Source organism: Chryseobacterium elymi, assembly GCF_003385495.1.
GTDB classification, from domain to species: Bacteria; Bacteroidota; Bacteroidia; order Flavobacteriales; family Weeksellaceae; genus Chryseobacterium; species Chryseobacterium elymi.
This window is the reverse complement of the sequence record NZ_QNUH01000006.1, coordinates 184,372-205,268: the sequence shown is the minus strand read 5'-3', so window position 1 is coordinate 205,268 and position 20,897 is coordinate 184,372. Positions and strand designations below refer to the sequence as shown.

The following is a 20,897-nucleotide window of genomic DNA, read 5'->3' as shown; positions in this document are numbered from 1 at the left end:
TTATCTTACCGCAGGTTTTAATTTGATTGATGCTTATATTATAGATTCTTTTGCAGATGTTCCAAAGCCTGAATGATCAATTCATCTTTTTTAGCAAAACTGAACCGTACATAATCGGAGTTTTGTTGCGAATTATAAAATGCTGAAAGTGGAAGGCATGCTGTTCCTTTCTCTATTGTTAACCATTTTGAGAATTCTACATCAGTCATTGTTTTAGAAACGTTCCTGAAATTAACGATCTGAAAGACGCTTCCTTCAGCCTTTTTGGTAGCTTCCAAAGGCGTAAATGCAATCATTTTATTAAATATATCCCTTTTTCGCTGCATCACTTTCTTATTTTCGCAGGGATCGAATACTTCCAGATATTTGGCAAGAGCATACTGAGCCGGTGCATTCGCGCTATAGGAAATATATTGCTGATGACATCTGAATTTTGAGGTAAGGTATTCTGAAGCAAGTAAATAGCTGACTTTCCAACCGGAAGTATGAAACATTTTTCCAAAAGAAAAAATGCAGAAAGTCCTTTTTCTCAGTTCAGGATGAAGAAAAGAACTATAATGTTCGATTCCGTCATAGCAATAGGTATCATAAATTTCTTCCGAGACAATATAAATTTCCTGATGCTTTATCAGTTCATAAAGCTGGTTCCAGTCATTTTGCTTCCAGATTGTTCCCGTAGGATTTTGTGGTGAATTGACAATAATGGCTTTTGTCTTTTCGGAAATGCATTTTTGAAATTTTTCCCAGTTTATAGTAAAATCATTGTCAAGATCATAATAAACCGGAACACCATTATTTAAAACTACCGAAGGCCCGTAGGTATAATAGGAAGGTTGGATGATAATTACTTCATCTCCCTGATTTAAAACAGATTTAAGGGCCGTATGTAAAGCAAAAGTTGCACAAGGGACAACCGTTACCTCATTTTCTTTAAGTTTGATACTGTTTTTACGTGCCGTGTTATAAGTAATGATATTGTTAATGAGCAGAGGATTTCCTGCAAGTGGTTCATACTGATGTTTATTGCAATCTACAGCTTCCTTTAAAAATGACTTTAAGCGTTCATCAATATCAAAATCAGGAAGCCCTAAAGACAAGTCAAAACTATTATGCTTTCTGGCGAGTTCAGACATTTCCGTGAAAAAGGAATAGTGTGTAAATCCATAAATTTTTTCCATCTATGTTGCATTTATATCAAATATAAGAAAAATAGGAATCCATTAAATTATGACCTGAAAATATATTGTTTTATTTATTTGATATGTTTTGTTTTAATGCATTTTGTCCCACAAGTAATGAAATTTTTTATATTTACAAATGATTAAAAAATCATACAAACATTAACACAAATGAAAAAAAACTTTCTTTTATTATTATTTGGTTTTTGTGCTTTGGTAAGTGCACAAACTTCCCCTCCAATTATTAAAAATCCATTAACCACCAGCAGTGGCTTGAAAATAAACTCAAGAAGAGGAACACTTATTGAAAAACGGATTTATGATTTGGCTAAATTCAGAAATTTAAATGTTCAGAAAATAGTAACCAGGGATATGTCTGATAATTCTACAGAAAGTGTTCTTGGAATGACCTACGAGTATGAAACTTTTGATACGGCTTCAAAAAAAACCTTAACCATAGAAAAAGCGGAACTTTCCAGGCTAATCCAGTCTCTTCAAATTTTGAAAGAGCAGGAAAATAAAGGAAAACCGGATCAGGAGACAAAATATAAGTTTATGACCATGAGTAATATTGAATTTGGAGGAATTTACAGCAAAGAGCAAAAAAGTTGGATCAACTACATAAGAATGCCTTCTTCTCCCTACAATCAGAGTTTAAATGAGTTTAGCAAAGATGAACTTAAAGAACTTATAGAGATTTTGGAAAATGCAGAACAAAATCTCTAAAAAAAATAATATCAGAACAAATTAATTTAATTAAAGACCATATTTTATAATCCTGCTGTAAACCGGTCAGGATTTTTTATTGGTATGCAGTATTTTGATGAATTGGCAATGGCAGTGACCATTATAGTGCAGCATTCGGATTCAATAAATTTTGTTATTTTTAAGCAAATTATTATCATATGGAAAAAATACTTATCCCGATGTTGAGCCTGGCTATTGTGGTCAGCTGCGGAACAGCGAAATATTCTGAAGGAGCTTCAGCTCAATCCACTCATTCCACGTCTGTAGAAAAAGGTGATAAATCCTTTTTTGCTGCATATAAGACCATTAAGGCCGATGAATTAAAGAAAAACTTATATGTAATTGCTTCCGATGAAATGGGAGGAAGAGATACCGGAAGTCCGGGGCAGAAAAAAGCGGGTGAGTATATGATCAATTATTATAAGAGCTTAGGAATTAATCCTCCAAAAGCGTTAGGGTCCTATTATCAGAAGGTTCCTGCCGAGTTTATGAAAAAAAGAGGCGGGGGAAATCTTCCGGACTCTGAAAATATTCTTGCTTTCATTGAAGGAAGTGAGAAACCTGAAGAAATTATAGTGATTTCCGCGCATTACGACCATGTTGGGACTAAAAACGGAGTTGTTTATAACGGAGCCGATGATGATGGAAGCGGAACTGTAGCCGTTATGCAGATTGCGAAAGCTTTTCAGGAAGCTAAGAAGGCTGGGAATGGACCAAAAAGATCAATTCTGTTCCTGCATGTAACAGGAGAAGAGCATGGCCTGTTTGGCTCTGAATACTATACCAGCAATCCCGTATTTCCGCTTGCCAATACTGTAGTTGATCTTAATATTGATATGATCGGGCGTGATGATGCAGCTAACAGAGGAAAACAGTATGTATATGTGATTGGTTCTGAAATGCTGAGTTCTCAGCTTAAGGCCATCAATGAAGCGGCCAATAAAAAGACAAATAATTTAGAATTAAATTATAAATATGATGATCCGGCAGACCCAGAACAGCTGTACTATCGCTCAGACCATTATAATTTTGCTAAAAACAATGTTCCTGTAGCCTTTTTCTTCGACGGTATTCATGAGGATTATCACAAACCAACCGATGATCCCGAGAAAATCGATTATCCGTTGCTGGAAAAAAGAACCCAGCTGGTTTTTGCCACTGCATGGGAAATTGCCAACAGAGCGGAAAGAATTGTAGTAGATAAAAAGTAACTTATTAATTGGTTCAACGCACAGGTATCAGGGAAATTGCTTTAAATAATAAGTGCTAAAGTAAATTAATACAATTGTTTTATGAAATTTACGAAGGTGTTTAGTATGTTATTTCCGATAAAATCATTACATCCTTTAAACATCACGGAAATAAAATGATGCCTTTGCGTTGACCAATCTTATTGAATTTGTATTCAATAGGAACGGGATTTAGTTAGCCCGCTTTATTAAAAAAAATACCATAAAAACAATCAAATGAAAACAGCAATTCGTGAAGCCATACCGGAAGATATTCCACAGATCCAGATCGTCCGAAACTCTGTAAATGAAAATACGCTTTCTGATCCCTCGTTGGTAACTGATGCAGACTGTGAAGAATTTCTGTTTCAAAGAGGAAAAGGCTGGGTTGGTGAGATAGAATCCCGGATTGTAGGTTTTTCTATCGTAGATCTGAAAGAAAATAACATCTGGGCACTTTTTATGCATCCTGATTTTGAAAATTTCGGAATAGGAAAGAAGCTTCATGATATTATGCTTGACTGGTATTTTAAACAAACCCAAGAAGATGTATGGCTGGGAACTGCACCGGGAACAAGGGCTGAAACATTCTACAGAAAATCCGGATGGCAGGAAACGGGTACACATGGTAAAGATGAGATCAAATTTGAAATGACTTATACTAACTGGAAAAACAGAAAGCAATGATGCAGCATGTAAAATCTATCAGGCCGTTTATTGGGGCTGAAAATTTTGGAATAAGCAGAAGTTTCTACAAAGACCTGGGGTTTGAAGAAGTGATCTTAGAACCTAAATTATCCTTGTTTAAAAGGCAGAAAACCGGATTCTATCTTCAGGATTACTATGCTAAAGATTGGATAGACAATACTATGGTCTTTATGGAGGTAGAAAATACAGATGATTTCTGGAAGGAACTTCAGACTTTGAATCTTACCGGAAAATATGAAAGAGTAAAACTTACACCTGTAAGAACAATGGACTGGGGAAAAGAATGCTTTGTACATGATCCGTCCGGGATTTTGTGGCATTTCGGTGAATTTTTTTAATAGAAAGAGGAAAATATGATTTATGCTTTTGATACTTATTATTATCAGGACCACGCAAATACCGTATGTATCGCTTTTGAAGACTGGACCTCAGAAAATGAGTCTGATATTTATACTGAAAAAACAGAAGTCTCTTCCGGATATGAAAGTGGTGCTTTCTACAAGAGGGAACTGCCCTGCATTTTAAGCTTATTAAAGAGAATTGAGTTAAAAGAAGGAGACATTATATTATAGTAGATGGTTATGTTACCCTTGATAATGATGGTAAAATAGGTCTTGGAGGATATCTCTATGATGCTTTAGATAGAAAATATGCAATCATTGGAATTGCAAAGAATGATTTTGCTTCACCTGATTCCCAGAGACGAAGTGTTTTAAGAGGTGAAAGCAGAACTCCATTATTTCTTACTGCTCAGGGAGCAGATGTAGATGAAATACTGCCTAAAGTAGAGCAGATGCATGGAGCTTACCGGATACCGGCATTGTTGAAAAAGCTGGATCAGCTTTCCAGAGCTTAAAGTTTTGCTCACAATATCTGTAAAATTTACAGATATTTCCATGTGATCAATTATCTATATTGCTAATTTTCAGTATTTTGGGTTGCTTATCATCCTGATTTCTAAATTATTCTGCAAAAGGTGACAAATGTCATTTGTTTGTTATTTTTATTAATTCTAAATAAATATAAATTTGTCTCAACAAAATAAAAGAATAAATGAAGAAATTATCTACTCTTTCTGCCGTAGTATTCTATATGACGATGAATGCACAGTACTGTACTCCGGCATTTCAATATGGAGCAGACAGCAACATGATCACCTATGTTAGTTTTGAGAATATCAACAATGCATCCACTTCACAATCAGGGAATGCGCAGGTTTATGAGGATTTTACTTCAATGTCTGCTGATCTTCAGGCCGGAAACAGCTACCAGATCTCTGTAAAAGGCCCTTCCGGTACTTTTCCGAGCGATGTCATGGTATTTGTTGATTTCAACGGGAACGGTAATTTTGACGATGCAGGAGAAATTTTTTATATCGGCAGGCTGGCAGCAGCTAATCCTTTTAATGCTTTTACAGTAAACGGGACTATTACAGTTCCTTTGAATGCCGTGTCCGGTGCTACAAGGCTGAGAGTGCTGAAAAATACAAATACAGCTGCCTATTCAGACCCGAATGCAGCCAATTCCATCAGTACAGCATGTGATACCGGCTTACGGGCAGGACAAGCCGAGGATTATACCGTTAATATTACAGGAAACAATGCGGTTTTCCCATCACCATACTGTGGAGCTGAAAATGTCACGAGCCTAACTGTCAGCGAAATTACAAAGGTAGAATTTACAGGAATTTCCAACGAAAGTCATATAGATGGGGCTTCAGACGCAGTTGAGAACTTTACAGCTACGGTTTTCAGCGTGAACAGAGGCAATTCATATCCGATCACAGTAACAGGGGGAACACAGGGACAGATAACCGTCTCAGTTTACGCCTACATCGATCTTAATCAGAATAATGTTTTTGATCCGAATGAAGTATTTAATTTAGGCTATCTGGATAATTCTGATCCTATTCCCGGCAAACAGTCGGGGGTAACATCCGGAACCATAGCAATTCCTGCGGATGCAATGCTGGGAGAGACTCGCTTTAGAATTGTGAAAGCTTACGAATCCAGTTCATGGATGGGAACCTTGGAAAATCTGCCATGTCCAGCAGGATGGTTTATTGGCCAGGTTGAAGATTATACTTTAAATGTGCTGGCATCAAACCTGGCTACATCGGAGGTAACAAAGAAATCCTCTGCAAAAATATACCCGAATCCTACATCAGGTTCCGTAACGGTACAAACAGAAAAAGGACTTGAAAAATATGAAGTTTACAGCGTATCTGGACAGAAACTTTTGGAAGGAACATCCGGAGTTGTTAATATGAATGGCTTTACTCCTGGAACTTATCTGATCAGGATCTACACTAAAGATAAGAAAAGCATTACCGAAAAGATCATCAAAAAATAAACACTTATCTAATCATATCCATATCAATTTTTGTTTTTTTACCGGCAGATTCTATCTGTCGGTTTTCTTTTTAGTCAGGTATAACTGAATATTGTGTTGAAAAAGGTTTTACAATGATTTTGATTCCAGTATTTCTAATAAATCATGCTTTGACAGCTTCTGAATACTGGTTCCGTCAGTCTGAAGCAGATTTTGGGCCAGCTCATTTTTCTTTTTCTGAAGACTTAAAATTTTCTCTTCCACAGTATTTGAACAGATCAGCCGGACTGCAATAACATTCTTAGTCTGACCAATTCTATAACTACGGTCGATCGCCTGGTTTTCCGCTGCAGGATTCCACCACGGATCTACCAGATAAATATAATCTGCCTGCGTAAGATTAAGTCCCACACCGCCCGCTTTTAAACTGATCAGGAATACCCGGATCTCTTCATTCTCCTGGAAATTATTAACGGTCTTGCCTCTGTTTTTGGTTTGTCCCGTAAGATATTCAAAAGGAGTCTTTTTACGTTCAAGTTCAGCTTTAAGTAAATCCAGCATCTCTACAAATTGTGAAAATACCAGGATTTTATGATCTCTAGACTTACTTTGGATCTGTTCCATCAGTATTTCTATTTTCACGGCATGATCACCGGAATATCCCTCTTTTAATAGTACAGGAGAATTACAGATCTGTCGGAGCCTGGTAAGCCCTGTCAGAACATGCATGCTGTTTTTATTCAGATCATCATCGTCATTGGCGGCAATAAATTCACGGAGTTCTTTTTCATAAGCATCATAAATTTTACGCTGCTCAATATCCATTTCACAGTAGATCACCATTTCCGTCTTTTCAGGAAGCTCTTTGGCAACCTGTTTTTTTGTCCTGCGGAGAATAAAAGGTTTTATTTTCTGCTGAAGTTCCTGAGCACGCTTACCATATTCAAATTTATCAATGGGAACGGCATAAATGTCTTTAAAATACTGTTTGCTTCCCAAAAGTCCCGGACATGCAAAGGAAAGCTGACTGTAAAGATCGAAAGTGTTGTTTTCAATAGGAGTTCCTGTAAGAACAAACCTGTTTCTTGAATTCAGCAGGCGGGCCGCTTTGTATCTTTCTGAATTAGGATTTTTAATTGTCTGTGATTCATCAAGGAAAACACAGTTAAAACGGAAGTCTTTCAGAAAACGGATATCTGAAAGCAACATCCCGTAGCTCGTAAGTATAACCTCATATCCAGAAAAATGTTCCGTAGTTTTCAGTCTTTCAGCTCCATAATGAGGCATTACCTTTATTGAAGGAGCAAATTTGTTAATCTCTTCCTGCCAGTTGAAGAGCAGGGAAGTAGGAACAACCACAAGATGAGTAACTTGGCCTCGCTTTTCCCGTTGAGAAAGAATAAATGCGATCACCTGAAGCGTTTTTCCAAGTCCCATATCATCAGCCAGACATCCGCCGAAATTAAAGCTGTCCAAAAAGCTCAGCCAGTTCAGTCCGTCATGCTGATAATCTCTCAAAACAGCGTTTAACCCTGAAGGAATATCAATTTGGGGAATACTTTTAACGGATGAGAACTGAAGTGAATAAGAAGAAAGCTCTTCCTGTACCTCATTGCTTACAATATCTTTTTCAAATAAAGAAGACACTTCCGTAAAATTGATCTTTGGAATTTTAAGATCTTCAGCATCAATTTCCCCGATCCGGAAAAATTCATTCATTCTGCTGATCCATTCTTCCGGGAGAACTCCAAGCGTGCCGTCGTCCAGCTGTACAAATTTACTTCTGTTGCGGATAGCACGGTGAAGCTGTTTCAGCGCGGCATCCTTCTGTCCGAAACTTACCTTCAATTTAGCATTAAACCAGTCCAGTCCGCTGGTAATCTGAATATTGACCTTTGCCTTGTATGAATTGAGTTTAGTATTTTTAAGCTCATTGAATCCAAGAATGACCGCCCCTTCACGTCTCCATATTTCAAAAGCATCAAGAAACCAGTCCCGATCCAGGAACTTATCTTTATGCAGATAAAAATAATCATAGCCGTCCATCTGTGCTTCGAAGTCGGGGTGCTGCTTCATAATGAGAGAAGTAAAACGGGTCTCTTCCGCATCACTTCTGTCAATTTTAAACACATTTCCATTCTGATCATTTCCAAAAAGCTGTTTTCTGGAATAAACGGCAACTTCTGCCTGTCCATACTTCATGACCGGAGTTAAGGCGACATAATTTCCCTGCTGGCGAAGATAAATAATCCGTTCATTCCGATGGTTTTCTTCCTCAAGCTGTACTGGTGTTGCAGGCTGTATGTAGCTGTAATTGATATGAATACGTTCTTCCAGGGAAGAAAGAATATTCTTCATGAATGCTTCATATTTTGAGGAATGAACCAGCAGGATCTCATTATTGGTTTTAAAAAACTTAATTATCCTCAACATATCAGGATCATCTACAAAACTGAAAGTATTCCGGCTGTAGACAAAATATTCATTCCTGATTGTTATGTTTTTAAAAGGAATAGAAATATCATTGAATTCCAGCTCACCTGTTACCTCATAAAAAGGTTCTTTTTTGAATACATTAAGCCGTATTTCAGCCTGTAGAACTTCAAGATGTATAGGAACGAGAGATTTTGATGAAACGGTCTCGGACAGCTCACGGTCATGATAATAAGTTTCCAGCCCAAGCGGATTCTGTACGATCAGTTTTAGAGCTTCCAGCTCTGCAGTATTGTAATCTTCATTGTAATTGTTCTGGAATGCTGAAACTGCAGTATAGAATTTAATATGCTGTGGTTCTTCAGCTTTCCAGATAAGCTGCATGGAATCAACAGGATGGACAGGATTTTTAAGTTTCCCTGTCTGTGTAGTTTCAGTTTCCATGAGTGAAAAATTCAGGTGGCTGTAATAACGGTGCCTTCCGATAACCAGTATTTTTCTTTTTCCATTATCCTGTAGTGCTAGTTCATCGATCATTGAAGAACGTTGGGGAAGAAGCTGCTGTTTAAAAATATCCTCATCTATAGATAACATTTCCCTGATCTTAGGCTGTACTTCGATTCTGTCATTAACGTATCCAAGTTCAAAATAGATATCAAGATCAGATTCATTTTCTAAGCCGTAACTTTTAGCTTTAGCAATAAACAGTTTCTTACGAAGGAATGGATCAAAAAAAGTCCTGAATTTTTTCTCTTCTAAAATACAGTGGATGATTTCTGCCTGATGCACACAAAGCTTGTCTTTAGGACTCTGGCAGGTACATAGGCTTACTATGGAGCTGCCTATCTGGCTGACGGAAACTTCCGGGAAATCTTTTAACGGGGATCTTTTGGTAAAAACTCCTGTATTGTTTTCGATAGCAGTAGGATAAATATCATGAAAATCTCTGATCTCCAGGAATGCGCTGCCCGAAGTATGTTTCAGGAGATCATAAACGGAAAGTATACTGATGCTTGTATTTTCAAGAATATAGGCTGCCATAAGCACGCGAATTTACAAAAAATGAGAACAACAATATAAAGTATTGAGGATGAAGTAAAAAACTAATGATAGACAGCAATCCGAAGGATGCTGACGTTTTATTTTTATGCTCTGAATACCAATATAAATATTCAATTCTATTTTATCATACGATTAATAGATATTTTATCGTTAATATTGTATAATATTTGAATTCATGAAAAAACCAAAATGAATTTAAGAAGATTATAATTTTTTTTTAATGACAAGCAAGATTATAGGGGTCGGCAATTATATTCCGCCGGAAACAATTACAAATTTATTTTTTGACAAGCATCATTTTATTAATAAAAACGGGGAGTCATTAAAGGAAGCGAATGATATTATTGCCAGAAAGCTCAAGGAAATTACCGGCATAGAAGAAAGAAGATACGCATCTGAGGATCAGGTGACTTCAGATCTGGGGCTGATTGCAGCACAGAGAGCAATAGAAAATTCAAAAATAGATCCGGAGACCCTGGATTACATCATATTTGCCCATAATTTTGGTGATGTCCGCTTTGGCACCGTTCAGTCGGATAGTGTGCCAAGTCTGGCTTCAAGAGTAAAGCATCTTCTGAAAATCAAAAATAATTTCTGCGTAGCCTATGATGTTCTGTTCGGATGTCCGGGCTGGATAGAAGGAGTGATACAGGCTAATGCCTTCATCAGATCAGGAATTGCAAAACGCTGCCTGGTTATTGGTGCAGAAACACTTTCCAGAGTTGTTGATATTCACGACAGAGACAGCATGATCTATGCGGACGGTGCAGGAGCAGTTGTCATGGAAATTAGTGAGGATGATAAGGGTATACAGTCCCATTTATCGGCTTCTTATACCCTGAACGAAAAAGACTACCTTTTCTTTGGTAAATCCTACAATAACGAAAGCTGCCCTGATACGAAATATATCAAAATGGAAGGCAGGAAAATCTATGAGTTTGCTCTGGTAAATGTAGCGGATGCTATGAAGAAGTGTTTGGATGCAAGCGGATATTCTATAGATCAGCTAGACAAAATTATCATCCATCAGGCTAATGAGAAAATGGATGAGGCTATTGTAAAACGTTTTTATCAGCTTTATGATCTGCCAATGCCTGAGAATATCATGCCTATGGTGATCGATAAATTAGGGAACAGCAGTGTGGCTACCATTCCAACGTTGCTTACGATGATCCTGAACGGAGAACTTCCTTCCCATGAAATAAAAGAAGGACATGTGGTTCTATTTGCCTCTGTAGGAGCAGGGATGAATATCAATTCATTTGTCTATAAATTTTAAGATAATCTAAAGAGAAGTCACAGCTTATACTGTATTTCCCTTTTTAATAAACAAGTCCCGGATTTTAAAATCCGGGACTTTCTATTTATTTGAGATAATTCCTTCAAAAAACTATTTAACCTGAGTTCGGGATAAGACATTTCTGTTTTTAATAAGGTAAGGAGGCCTGAAGTTGGAAGAGGGAAGTTATTAAGGTCGTGAAAATAACGATACCTCGGTTTTTATCAATTTTTTTAAGACTAGTTAATTCAATTTTAAGAAACTATCAGCCCAATAGTAACTTCCGGCCTCTCACTTCCAACTTCCAGCACATTAATCTTAATTTTCTTATCCCGAATTCAGGTTATTTAAATCCATTTTGGATACACGTTAGTCCAATTTGGCAACTCCAGCCTTTATTCGAATACTGATCTTTGTCCTGTTAATTTAATACAGAACAAAATGAAAACAATTTTTATAACAGGCGCTTCAACAGGATTAGGAAAAGCGGCTGCCCAATTATTCCAAAGCAGAGGCTGGAACGTTATTGCAACCATGAGAAATCCTGAAGCAGCTCCTGAGCTTGCCGCTTTAGACAATGTTACCCTGCTTCCTTTGGATGTTACCAATCTGGAACAGATAAAATCAACCGTTAATAAGACTCTTAAGCTGGGTAATGTGGATGTAGTCTTCAATAATGCAGGATATGGGCTTATTGGTCCTTTGGAAGCCTTAAAAGATGAACAGATCTTAAAACAGCTGGATACTAATCTTCTCGGTGTGATCCGTGTAACACAGGCTTTTATTCCCTATTTCAGAGAAAAAAAGAGCGGTATGTTTATTTCCACCACTTCAATCGGAGGACTGATTGCATTTCCTTTAGGCTCAACTTATCATGCTACAAAATGGGCTCTGGAAGGGTGGAGTGAGAGTTTAGCTTACGAATTAAACAAATTCGGGATCGATATCAAAACCGTATCTCCCGGAGGCATTAAAACGGATTTTGTAAGCCGTTCATTAGATTCTGCAACAAGTCCGGCTTATGAGGAAATTACCAATTCTCTTTTTTCCAGTATGGAGGGAATGATGGAAGCGGCTTCTACACCGGAACAAATTGCAGAAGTAGTATATGAAGCAGCTACAGACGGGAAGAAACAGTTAAGATATGTGGCAGGAGAAGATGCCAAAGCATTATATGCGCAGCGTCTTGAGCTGGGAGATGAAGCCTTCAGAGAGCAGTTCGGGAAACAGTTTATCTAAGATAATTTTAAAATATTCAGACAGCATAAATAGCTATTATTTGTGCTGTCTTGTCTTTTAAGCTAAATATTTAATACATTTATATCATGGAAAAGAAAGATAATGCACCTATGAAAATTTCGTCCATATCGGAGCTTCACAACCTGCTGAAACTTCCCAAACCGCTACATCCGTTAGTAAGCCTGGTAGATAACACAAAAATGATTGTGAATAAGGAATTCCTGAACAGAAGCTTTCATCTGAACTTTTATAAAATCTCCTATAAATTTTCTGAACATGGAAAAATCGGATACGGACAAGGCTATTACGATTTCAATGAAGGAGGGATGATGTTTACAGCACCGGGACAGATTCTTTCTACCGATACAGATGCTGAATACTGTGGATATACGCTGCTGATACATCCGGACTTTATACGGACCTATCCGCTGGCAAAGAACATCAAAAATTTCGGTTTCTTTTCCTATGATACCAATGAGGCATTACATCTTTCTGATCAGGAAAAAACAACCATAACCGGATTACTGGATAGTATCAGGAATGAGCTGAATACAGCTATTGATGAAATCAGCCAGGATGTTATTGTTTCCTATATTGAGGTTCTGCTGAATTACAGCAACCGTTTTTATAAAAGACAGTTTATCACAAGAAAAGCAGTCAACAGTGATCTTCTATCTAAAATGGAGCTCATTTTGGACAATTATTTTAACAGGCAGGAAACATTAACCAAAGGACTTCCCACCGTAGAATTCCTGGCCTCAGAGATGAACCTTTCACCCCATTACCTGAGTGATATGCTCCGGAATCTTACGGGACAAAATGCCCAACAGCATATTCATGAAAAACTGATCGAAAAGGCTAAGGAATATCTTACCGCAACGAGCTTTTCGGTGTCGGAAGTAGCGTATGCTCTAGGATTTGAACATCCGCAGTCATTTAATAAGCTGTTTAAAAAGAAAACAGAAAAAACTCCTTTAAGCTATAGACAATCGTTTAATTGAGATATAGCTACTTAACCATTAAGCAAATTAAAAATGAATTTTGAACCGGAAGTAAACAGTTATGAAGATATCTGTAAAATCCTGAACATAGATCCTGAAATAGAACCAGATGTATATGCCTATGATGAAGAAGATCAGAAGGCTGCTGCTTCTCTTTTCAGATTGTGGAACGTAAATAAAGCTGCATGGAATGGCGAAATGATTGATTTCAATAACGATGATCAGGAGAAATATGAGACTTTGTATGATCTAAGTGATGAAATTGATCTGCATTCGGGATTAATGTACTTTACTTACCGTCCTGTCGGCAGCAGAAGCCATGCCGGTGCCCGTCTCCTTTGGCCTGGCATTACCATAGCAAAGCACATCATTAAGGTGATGCAGCAGGATTTTGTGAATGTGATGAAAATACCTGAAAAAATAATAAAAACGGATAATGGATCATTAAAACTGAGTACAATGAATTTCAAATCAGAAATAAACAGCTACGGGGATATCTGTAAAATTCTTAATATAGATCCTGATCTGAAACCAGATGTATCTACTTATGCTGAAGAGGATAGAGAGGCTGCCATCTCCATGTTCAGATTATGGAAAGCAAATAAAGCGGTATGGAATGGTGAAGTAATTGACTTTAATAACTGTGACAGGAACGAATATCAACAAAAATATGAAGTGATGTGTAATCTTAGTGATGAAGCTGGAGGAGGGTCAGGTTTCACGTATTCCAGTTGCAGCAGTGCCGGAGATTACTCGGCTGTTGGTGCCCGTCTCCTGTGGCCCAACACTACTGTTGCAAAACACATGACTAAGGTGATGCGGGAGGATTTTATAAATGTGATGAAAATACCTACAAAATAATAAAGTTGGGAGAACTGCCATTTGCTCAGCTTTAAGCGTCTCATATTATTTATGATAAGGATTATCCTGCTCTCAGTATTCGAAATTATTCAAATACTAATCAGCACATAATGTTGTTTAAATTACACTTGTAGCCTCACCAGGAATCGAACCTGGATCTAAAGTTTAGGAAACTTCTATTCTATCCGTTGAACTATGAGGCCATGGAAAAATAAAAATACTAATTAATTTAAATAAATAAAAATTTTCCAATAATTACGGCTTGTTTTCCAATGATTTTATTTAGAAATCATTTTATGAAAGTAAATGGATGGGTGCAAAAAAGAATCCGCTCTTTAGGAGCGGATCCAGTAGATAAATACATCTCATTTTTTTAATTAGACAACAATAAAAAAGCACAGCCGACAATGCTGTGCTTAAATTTTTATTTCAAATTTAATTGCAATTTCAAAGCTGAAAAAAGCAAAAAATGATTTCATTTCAGTTGTATTACATAGTAAATGTAGCACTATTTTTAATACGAAACATGAATTTAATGTTAAAATTCACAACTTATCCACAATTAATTGTGGGTAAGTTTGTAACTAACTGCTATTCAATGTATTTTAGAATTATATTTCCAAGATAGTTTTTTTCCTTATCACTACCTTTATTATCCATATGCCCGTGATTGATATCGGTAGGCTGTACTGTAATTTTGTATTTTTCCTGTTCTTCAGGTGAAGGAAGAACGCCTTTATCAGCGGGATAGTCATTAGAGCGCAGAGTATATATTTTAGGGTGAGAAGTTCTTGGAAGGTACATCCTACGGTTATCCATAGTAATAATCTTATAGACAAGATCAGGATGTTTGCTGGCAAATAAAGCAGTCATATCCCCGCCGTTGGAATGCCCGATCAGCGTCAGATGTTTATAGTCAAGGTCTGGTCGAATTTTTTTAAGCTCGTTCAAAACAAATAAAATATTTTCAGAACCCCGTTCCCAGAAAGGCATTCTTACTGCCTGAAGATTTCCTTCTACAGGAAGCAGTTCATCAGTTGGAAGCTCATGCTGAATGCTAACTGTAAAATATCCTTTCGAAGCCAGTTTTTCCGTTAAATAAGAATAAACAAAATAATCATGACCTTTATTGGCTCCATACCCATGACTAAAGATAATGATCTGTTGTGAGGGGATTTTTTTATCTGTTTTCGGGCTGTATACTGCAACAGGAATCTTTCGGTTCCGGCTATTATCAAATAAGGTCAATGTATCCAGTTTTGTTCCATAGGTCACATTAGAGTTAATCATCTTTTTAGATGTGCAACTATACAATGAGAGAATAAGAATAGGAGCGGATAAAATTTTATAGTTCATACTGTTCGTTCATATTTTAAAGAAAGTTGTTTTTCGAAGATAAAAATTATGTTTGAATAACGTCTGATTAAAATTTATAGAAACTTATACTAAGTAAAGCTATTCTGTAAGTGAATGATTAAGAAAATTTACATGACTAAAAAAAAATAGAGAGCCGTCTGGCTCTCTACTGGTATTTAGTTTTCAAGTTTTTCCTTGATGTATTTCGCAGTATGCGATTTTTTATCTTTTGCAAGGTCTTCAGGAGTACCTGCAAAAACAACTTCGCCGCCATATTTTCCAGCCTCAGGACCTATATCTATAATATAATCCGCAGATTTGATAATATCCGGCTGATGTTCAATAACAATCACAGAATGACCAAGATCAATCAGTGCCTGCAGGGATTTCAGTAACTTCTGAATATCATGGAAATGAAGTCCTGTAGAAGGTTCATCAAAAATAAACAGGGTTTTATCTGTCGTGACTCCTTTCACAAGGAATGAAGCCAGTTTTACACGCTGTGCTTCGCCACCGGAAAGGGTAGAAGAGCTCTGGCCCAGCTGCAGATAGCCTAAACCAACCTCCTGGAGTGGCCTCAGTTTTGTAACGATCTTTTCTTCGTTATTATCTTTAAAGAATTCTAAAGCTTCATCCACGGTCATATGAAGAATATCGGAAATGCTTTTCTCATCGAATTTCACTTCCAGGATTTCGTTTTTAAAACGCGTTCCTTTACACACTTCACATTCAAGCTCAATGTCTGCCATGAACTGCATGGAAACATTGATCACACCTTCACCTTTACATTCATCACATCTTCCGCCGTCTACGTTGAAAGAGAAATGCTTAGGCTTATAACCCATCATTTTAGAAACTTTCTGTTTGGCAAAAAGATCCCTGATGTCATCATACGCTTTCAAATAAGTAACAGGATTGGACCGGGAAGATTTTCCAATCGGATTCTGGTCGATCAGTTCAATATTTTTAATCAGTTTCTTTGGGAATTCTACAGAATCATAATCTCCTTTTTTGCCACCCATTCCAAGCTGGATCTGGATATCATTGGTTAAAATTTCCTTCATCAGTGTAGATTTTCCACTTCCGGAAACTCCAGAGATCACTGTAAGGCTTTCCAGAGGAACATCTACGTCTATATTTTTGAGGTTATTTTGTCTTGCACCTTTGATATGAATCCATTCCTTGGCTTTTCTGCGTTTTTTAGGAACTTCAATTTCCATTCTTCCGGTTAAATATTTTGAAGTAAGTGTATCTGCATTTTTAAGATCGTTATAATCTCCGGCAAATACCAGTTCACCACCTAAATAACCTGCTTCCGGACCAATATCTATAATATAGTCAGCAGCTTTCATAACGTCCTCATCATGTTCAACGACAATCACGGTATTTCCCAGATCACGAAGGTTTTTTAAAACTCCGATCAGGTTTTCGGTATCTCTTGAGTGAAGACCGATAGAAGGCTCATCCAGGATATAGATAGATCCTACAAGAGAACTTCCTAAACTTGTTGCAAGGTTAATCCTCTGACTTTCACCACCTGAAAGGGTATTGGAAGTTCTGTTTAACGTTAAATAACCTAAACCAACTTTTAATAAAAATTCGATACGGGTTTTGATTTCGTACAGTAACCTTTTGGCCACATCCTGATCGTGCTCAGAAAGTTTCAGTCCTTCTATTAATGGATATAATTCATCCAACGGAAGCTCAATCATAGACTGGATATTGTGTCCGTCTACCTTTACCCAGCTCGTTTCTTCCCGTAATCTCAGACCTTCGCAGGTAGGACAGAGTGTTTTTCCTCTGTATCGGGAAAGCATAACGCGATACTGGATCTTGTACAGATTTTCTTCAAGCATTGTGAAGAAATTATTAATAGAAGGAAAGCTGCTTTTTCCGTCTCCTTTCCACAGGAAATTTTTCTGTTCTTTGGTCAGTTGATGATACGGTTTGTGGATAGGGAAATCTCCAGCCTTTTTAATGAATGCTTTTTTCCACTCACTCATGCTTTCACCTCTCCAGGCAACCACTGCATCCTCATAAACGGATAGTGTTTTATTGGGAATGACCAGATCTTCATCTATTCCGATCACTTTTCCGTAACCTTCACATGCCGGACACGCTCCATAAGGATTGTTGAAACTGAAAAAATGAACATTCGGTTCAAGGAACTCCATTCCATCCAGCTCAAATTTATTGGAAAATTCTTTTACCGTTCCGGTATCCGGGTTTTTCAGTGAACAATAGCCATGACCTTCATAAAATGCCATTTGGATAGAATCTGCCAGTCTTTGAAGGAAACTTTCGTCGTCTTCATAAGAAAAACGGTCGATTACAAGATTAATGATCATTCCCTTTTCAGGAATAAAGCCAAAGCTTTCCAGATCTTCAATACCGGCTACATTACCATTGATCTCAAGTCTTGTGAAACCTGCTAGCTTTAAAACGTTCAGTGCTTCCTTAAAATTATCTGCGTCATATTCCAAGGGAGCTGTCAGTAAAAACGAAGTGTCTTTTTTTGAAGCCTTGATAAAATCGATCACATCAGAAACGGAATCCTTTTTCACTTCTTCACCTGAAACAGGAGAAAAAGTTTTCCCGATTCTTGCAAAAAGAAGCTTCATATAATCATAGATTTCCGTAGAAGTTCCCACCGTAGAACGGGGATTGGAAGAAATTACTTTCTGCTGAATGGCAATGGAAGGAGCAAGCCCTTTAATATCATCCACTTTTGGTTTTTCCAGTTTACCCAAAAACTGACGTGCATAAGAACTCAAACTCTCTACATATCTTCTCTGTCCTTCTGCATAAATAGTATCGAATGCCAGGGAAGATTTTCCGCTTCCGGAAACCCCCGTGATCACGATCAGTTTATTTTTAGGGATCAGAACGTCTATGTGTTTCAGATTGTTAAGATGGGCATTCTTAACGAAAATCTGTTTTTTTATATCTATTTCTACTGTTTTAGTCATGTTTTATTTATTCATAAAAATATATACTGACTGAGAATCATCCGTGGCCAGTGTGACTGTTTTCTTGCCGTAAATTCTGCTGTCTGATAAACCTTTTTGTATCCGTCCAAGATAAGCATTGGTTAAAAGTGCCTGTAAAGTATGGAAAGATGATTATTTCATCGCAAAATTAAGACCCACAAAATTACGAAATTTTAGTGAAAATAAGATGTTTAAATATTTACTGACAGATAATTATATTCAATAATAAAGAAGTCAATAAAAGTAAAATATTTCTATTTGTAGCCGAAAAAAAATTGTTAGGTAAGCCATTAAATGCCATAAGATTATATTAATAATCTCATCATTATTAAATTGAAAAATAATTTATGATTTTTATTATGTTTTTGAATTTTACTCTTGTTTTGTATTTTAAAATTATTTAAAATTGTATTCATAAATATGTAATATAGAAATGAGAAAGTTATTCAGAGATCTTGTTACACATTTAATGAGAAAAAGATAAAGTTATTCCCTCAAAAGATGCAGTATATCCGTACTGCATCTTTTTTTATGATAACTATCATTTGTCTTTCTTCGGGAACTCCCTTACTTTTGGGCCCATTATTAAAGAAACTGACTCAAAAACAAAACGGGACTATTATGATCAAGAAGATTGGAAGTATATTTTTATTAGGTTCAATGCTCTGTGCTCATGCACAGGAGAAGACTACGGATATTGAAAACATTGAATTTCAAGGGAAATTTATTTCTACACCTTATAAAAATGCCAATCAGAATATTACAGTTATTACCAAGGAAGATATTGCCAATTCTCCTGCGAAAAGTATTGACGAGGTTCTTCAGCAGATTCCGGGGATGGACATCAGAAGAAGAGGAGCTAATGGCGTACAGAGTGACATAGGTTTCAGGGGAAGTTCCTTTGAGCAGGTATTGCTGCTGCTTAATGGCATCAGAATGAATGATTCCCAGACAGGACACAATTCTATGAATATACCGGTAGATATGGATGATGTGGAAAGAATTGAGATCATCAAAGGTCCGGCTGCCAGAAGATTCGGGCAGAATGCTTATGCCGGTGTCATTAATATTATTACCAAAACAACTCCCGGAAAACGGGTGAAAATAAGTGCTGAAGGCGGAGATTACGAAACTTACGGTTTCGGATTCAATGCGCAGTTGGGAAATGAAAAATTCTCTAACTCGCTTCAGGCCAATTCCGCCTCATCACAGGGCTATATGTACAATACAGATTACGAGATCCGAAATATTTTCTACCAAAGTAAGTTCAATATTAAAAATGGAGATCTTAAGCTGCAGGCCGGCTTTTCTGAAAAGAAATTTGGAGCTAACGGTTTTTATGCCTCTAAAAGTGCTACTGAACAATACGAGGAAACGCAGGCTTCCATTGTAAGTTTAGCGCACCAGCAAAAGTTTGATAATTTGAAGCTAAGTTCGAATGTATATTGGAGAAGAGGGCAGGACATGTATCTGTATGACAGGAATAAGCCGGATGGTTACAGAAACATGCATATCGGGAACAATGCAGGTGGTGAAGTGAATTCAAGCTACCAGTGGGGACTGGGGACTACAGGGGTAGGTGTTGAGCTTAGAAAGGAATTTCTGGCCAGTAATAATTTAGGAGAAAGAAACCGCTTTGTTTCACAGGTTTTCTTTGAGCATCATTTTTCATTGTTGAATAAAAAGCTGAACATCAGTCCGGGGATTTCCTGGGCCAATTATTCCAAGGAAGGAAATTTTTTCTACCCAGGTCTGGATGTTGGATATAATTTCAATCAGAATAATAAGATTTACGGAAATATTGCTAGAGTTCACAGAGTTCCGACATTTACAGATCTTTATTATGTAAGCAAAACGGAGCAGGGAAATCCTGATCTTCTTCCTGAAAATGCAGTTTCATCTGAAATTGGTTACCAATACCAGAACAGCAAAATTTTGGCAAAAGTGAGCGGATTTATGAGAAATTCTGAAAACTCCATCGACTGGACAAAGAAAGAGCTTAATGCGCCGATCTGGTATGCCCAGAATGTAGGAAAAATTGACACGAAAGGAGTTGAAGCAGAATTGAGCCACAGGGCTTTTGACTGGCTGAAATACACGGTAGGATATACTTATCTTGACAGTAAAATAAGTGAATCCAATGAGTTTGTTTCAAGATATATTCTCGATAATTTAAAACATCAGGTTGTTGCAAAGCTTGACACCAGGTTTTTAAAATATTTCACAAATGAGCTGGTTTACAGGTATAATGAAAGACTGAATCTGGGAAGTTATAACCTTCTTGATGAAAAGCTAAGCTTTACGAAAAAAGATTTTTCTGTATATGTACTGATCAATAATTTGATGGATACAAAATATACGGAAGCTTTTGGAGTAGAAATGCCTCAGAGATGGTTCCATTTAGGCTTCTCCTATATGATCAATATTAAATAAATGTTAATTTTAAATGAATGAAAGTTAATATTAACAAATTGTTAAATAAT

General features: G+C 37.0%; 16 protein-coding genes and 1 tRNA gene. 11 read left to right on the top strand and 6 right to left on the bottom strand.

Annotated features, from left to right (window positions below; all coding sequences use genetic code 11):
• Window positions 1-38: 38 nt before the first annotated feature.
• Window positions 39-1,178, bottom strand: coding sequence for an aminotransferase class I/II-fold pyridoxal phosphate-dependent enzyme (locus DRF60_RS09165; protein WP_116011794.1), 1,140 nt, complete (start codon window positions 1,176-1,178; stop codon window positions 39-41).
• 171 nt (window positions 1,179-1,349) lie between these two features.
• Between DRF60_RS09165 and DRF60_RS09160 the strand changes: the two genes are divergently transcribed.
• The 5 genes from DRF60_RS09160 (at window position 1,350) to DRF60_RS21590 (ending at window position 4,434) form a co-directional block, all read left to right on the top strand.
• Window positions 1,350-1,904 carry a hypothetical protein gene (locus tag DRF60_RS09160; RefSeq protein ID WP_116011793.1) on the top strand — a complete coding sequence of 185 codons (555 nt, stop codon included), beginning with the start codon at window positions 1,350-1,352 and terminating at the stop codon, window positions 1,902-1,904.
• Between the two features lie 179 nt (window positions 1,905-2,083).
• Window positions 2,084-3,136: a M28 family metallopeptidase gene (locus tag DRF60_RS09155; protein WP_116011792.1), complete on the top strand. Its 1,053-nt coding sequence runs from the start codon at window positions 2,084-2,086 to the stop codon at window positions 3,134-3,136.
• 255 nt (window positions 3,137-3,391) lie between these two features.
• Window positions 3,392-3,841, top strand: a complete 450-nt coding sequence (locus DRF60_RS09150) for a GNAT family N-acetyltransferase (RefSeq protein WP_116011791.1) — start codon at window positions 3,392-3,394, stop codon at window positions 3,839-3,841.
• Window positions 3,838-4,200, top strand: a complete 363-nt coding sequence (locus tag DRF60_RS09145) for a VOC family protein (RefSeq protein ID WP_116011790.1) — start codon at window positions 3,838-3,840, stop codon at window positions 4,198-4,200. Before DRF60_RS09150 ends, DRF60_RS09145 begins: the two co-directional genes overlap by 4 nt.
• 15 nt (window positions 4,201-4,215) lie before the next feature.
• A complete protein-coding gene (locus DRF60_RS21590; RefSeq protein ID WP_238640138.1) occupies window positions 4,216-4,434 on the top strand; it encodes a hypothetical protein in 219 nt (72 codons plus the stop codon).
• Window positions 4,435-4,598: 164 nt separating this feature from the next.
• Here DRF60_RS21590 and DRF60_RS21585 read toward each other — a convergent pair whose 3' ends face one another.
• Window positions 4,599-4,760, bottom strand: coding sequence for a hypothetical protein (locus DRF60_RS21585; RefSeq protein ID WP_238640136.1), 162 nt, complete (start codon window positions 4,758-4,760; stop codon window positions 4,599-4,601).
• A gap of 155 nt (window positions 4,761-4,915) precedes the next feature.
• Here DRF60_RS21585 and DRF60_RS09135 point away from each other — a divergent pair, with 155 nt between their 5' ends.
• Window positions 4,916-6,214, top strand: coding sequence for a GEVED domain-containing protein (locus DRF60_RS09135; RefSeq protein ID WP_116011789.1), 1,299 nt, complete (start codon window positions 4,916-4,918; stop codon window positions 6,212-6,214).
• Between the two features lie 108 nt (window positions 6,215-6,322).
• Here DRF60_RS09135 and DRF60_RS09130 read toward each other — a convergent pair whose 3' ends face one another.
• Window positions 6,323-9,667, bottom strand: a complete 3,345-nt coding sequence (locus DRF60_RS09130; protein WP_116011788.1) for a DEAD/DEAH box helicase — start codon at window positions 9,665-9,667, stop codon at window positions 6,323-6,325.
• 241 nt (window positions 9,668-9,908) lie between these two features.
• Between DRF60_RS09130 and DRF60_RS09125 the strand changes: the two genes are divergently transcribed.
• From DRF60_RS09125 to DRF60_RS09110, 4 genes are all read left to right on the top strand, one after another.
• The gene (locus tag DRF60_RS09125; protein WP_116011787.1) at window positions 9,909-10,967 is read left to right on the top strand and encodes a 3-oxoacyl-ACP synthase III family protein; all 1,059 of its coding nucleotides are present in this window, start codon (window positions 9,909-9,911) and stop codon (window positions 10,965-10,967) included.
• A 441-nt stretch (window positions 10,968-11,408) separates the two neighbouring features.
• Window positions 11,409-12,206, top strand: a complete 798-nt coding sequence (locus DRF60_RS09120) for an SDR family oxidoreductase (RefSeq protein ID WP_116011786.1) — start codon at window positions 11,409-11,411, stop codon at window positions 12,204-12,206.
• 86 nt (window positions 12,207-12,292) lie between these two features.
• Window positions 12,293-13,207 (top strand): helix-turn-helix domain-containing protein, encoded by a 915-nt coding sequence (locus tag DRF60_RS09115; RefSeq protein ID WP_116011785.1) that lies wholly within the window; start codon window positions 12,293-12,295, stop codon window positions 13,205-13,207.
• Between the two features lie 33 nt (window positions 13,208-13,240).
• Window positions 13,241-14,068, top strand: coding sequence for a hypothetical protein (locus DRF60_RS09110; RefSeq protein ID WP_116011784.1), 828 nt, complete (start codon window positions 13,241-13,243; stop codon window positions 14,066-14,068).
• Window positions 14,069-14,199: 131 nt separating this feature from the next.
• Here DRF60_RS09110 and DRF60_RS09105 read toward each other — a convergent pair.
• From DRF60_RS09105 to uvrA, 3 genes are all read right to left on the bottom strand, one after another.
• A tRNA-Arg gene (locus DRF60_RS09105) sits at window positions 14,200-14,271 on the bottom strand.
• A 388-nt stretch (window positions 14,272-14,659) separates the two neighbouring features.
• Entirely contained in the window at window positions 14,660-15,358 is a 699-nt protein-coding gene (locus DRF60_RS09100; RefSeq protein WP_238640134.1) for an alpha/beta fold hydrolase, read from the bottom strand.
• A gap of 242 nt (window positions 15,359-15,600) precedes the next feature.
• Window positions 15,601-18,393, bottom strand: a complete 2,793-nt coding sequence (uvrA, locus tag DRF60_RS09095; protein WP_116011782.1) for an excinuclease ABC subunit UvrA — start codon at window positions 18,391-18,393, stop codon at window positions 15,601-15,603.
• 642 nt (window positions 18,394-19,035) lie between these two features.
• Between uvrA and DRF60_RS09090 the strand changes: the two genes are divergently transcribed.
• On the top strand, window positions 19,036-20,847 hold the full coding sequence (locus DRF60_RS09090; RefSeq protein ID WP_116011883.1) for a TonB-dependent receptor plug domain-containing protein: 1,812 nt from the start codon (window positions 19,036-19,038) through the stop codon (window positions 20,845-20,847).
• Window positions 20,848-20,897 lie beyond the last annotated feature (50 nt).

Coding starts and splice junctions, on each gene's coding strand:
- DRF60_RS09165 (WP_116011794.1), bottom strand. CDS start 1,178: ATGGAAAAAATTTATGGATTTACACACTATTCCTTTTTCACGGAAATG.
- DRF60_RS09160 (WP_116011793.1), top strand. CDS start 1,350: ATGAAAAAAAACTTTCTTTTATTATTATTTGGTTTTTGTGCTTTGGTA.
- DRF60_RS09155 (WP_116011792.1), top strand. CDS start 2,084: ATGGAAAAAATACTTATCCCGATGTTGAGCCTGGCTATTGTGGTCAGC.
- DRF60_RS09150 (WP_116011791.1), top strand. CDS start 3,392: ATGAAAACAGCAATTCGTGAAGCCATACCGGAAGATATTCCACAGATC.
- DRF60_RS09145 (WP_116011790.1), top strand. CDS start 3,838: ATGATGCAGCATGTAAAATCTATCAGGCCGTTTATTGGGGCTGAAAAT.
- DRF60_RS21590 (WP_238640138.1), top strand. CDS start 4,216: ATGATTTATGCTTTTGATACTTATTATTATCAGGACCACGCAAATACC.
- DRF60_RS21585 (WP_238640136.1), bottom strand. CDS start 4,760: ATGGAAATATCTGTAAATTTTACAGATATTGTGAGCAAAACTTTAAGC.
- DRF60_RS09135 (WP_116011789.1), top strand. CDS start 4,916: ATGAAGAAATTATCTACTCTTTCTGCCGTAGTATTCTATATGACGATG.
- DRF60_RS09130 (WP_116011788.1), bottom strand. CDS start 9,667: ATGGCAGCCTATATTCTTGAAAATACAAGCATCAGTATACTTTCCGTT.
- DRF60_RS09125 (WP_116011787.1), top strand. CDS start 9,909: ATGACAAGCAAGATTATAGGGGTCGGCAATTATATTCCGCCGGAAACA.
- DRF60_RS09120 (WP_116011786.1), top strand. CDS start 11,409: ATGAAAACAATTTTTATAACAGGCGCTTCAACAGGATTAGGAAAAGCG.
- DRF60_RS09115 (WP_116011785.1), top strand. CDS start 12,293: ATGGAAAAGAAAGATAATGCACCTATGAAAATTTCGTCCATATCGGAG.
- DRF60_RS09110 (WP_116011784.1), top strand. CDS start 13,241: ATGAATTTTGAACCGGAAGTAAACAGTTATGAAGATATCTGTAAAATC.
- DRF60_RS09100 (WP_238640134.1), bottom strand. CDS start 15,358: ATGATTAACTCTAATGTGACCTATGGAACAAAACTGGATACATTGACC.
- uvrA (WP_116011782.1), bottom strand. CDS start 18,393: ATGACTAAAACAGTAGAAATAGATATAAAAAAACAGATTTTCGTTAAG.
- DRF60_RS09090 (WP_116011883.1), top strand. CDS start 19,036: ATGATCAAGAAGATTGGAAGTATATTTTTATTAGGTTCAATGCTCTGT.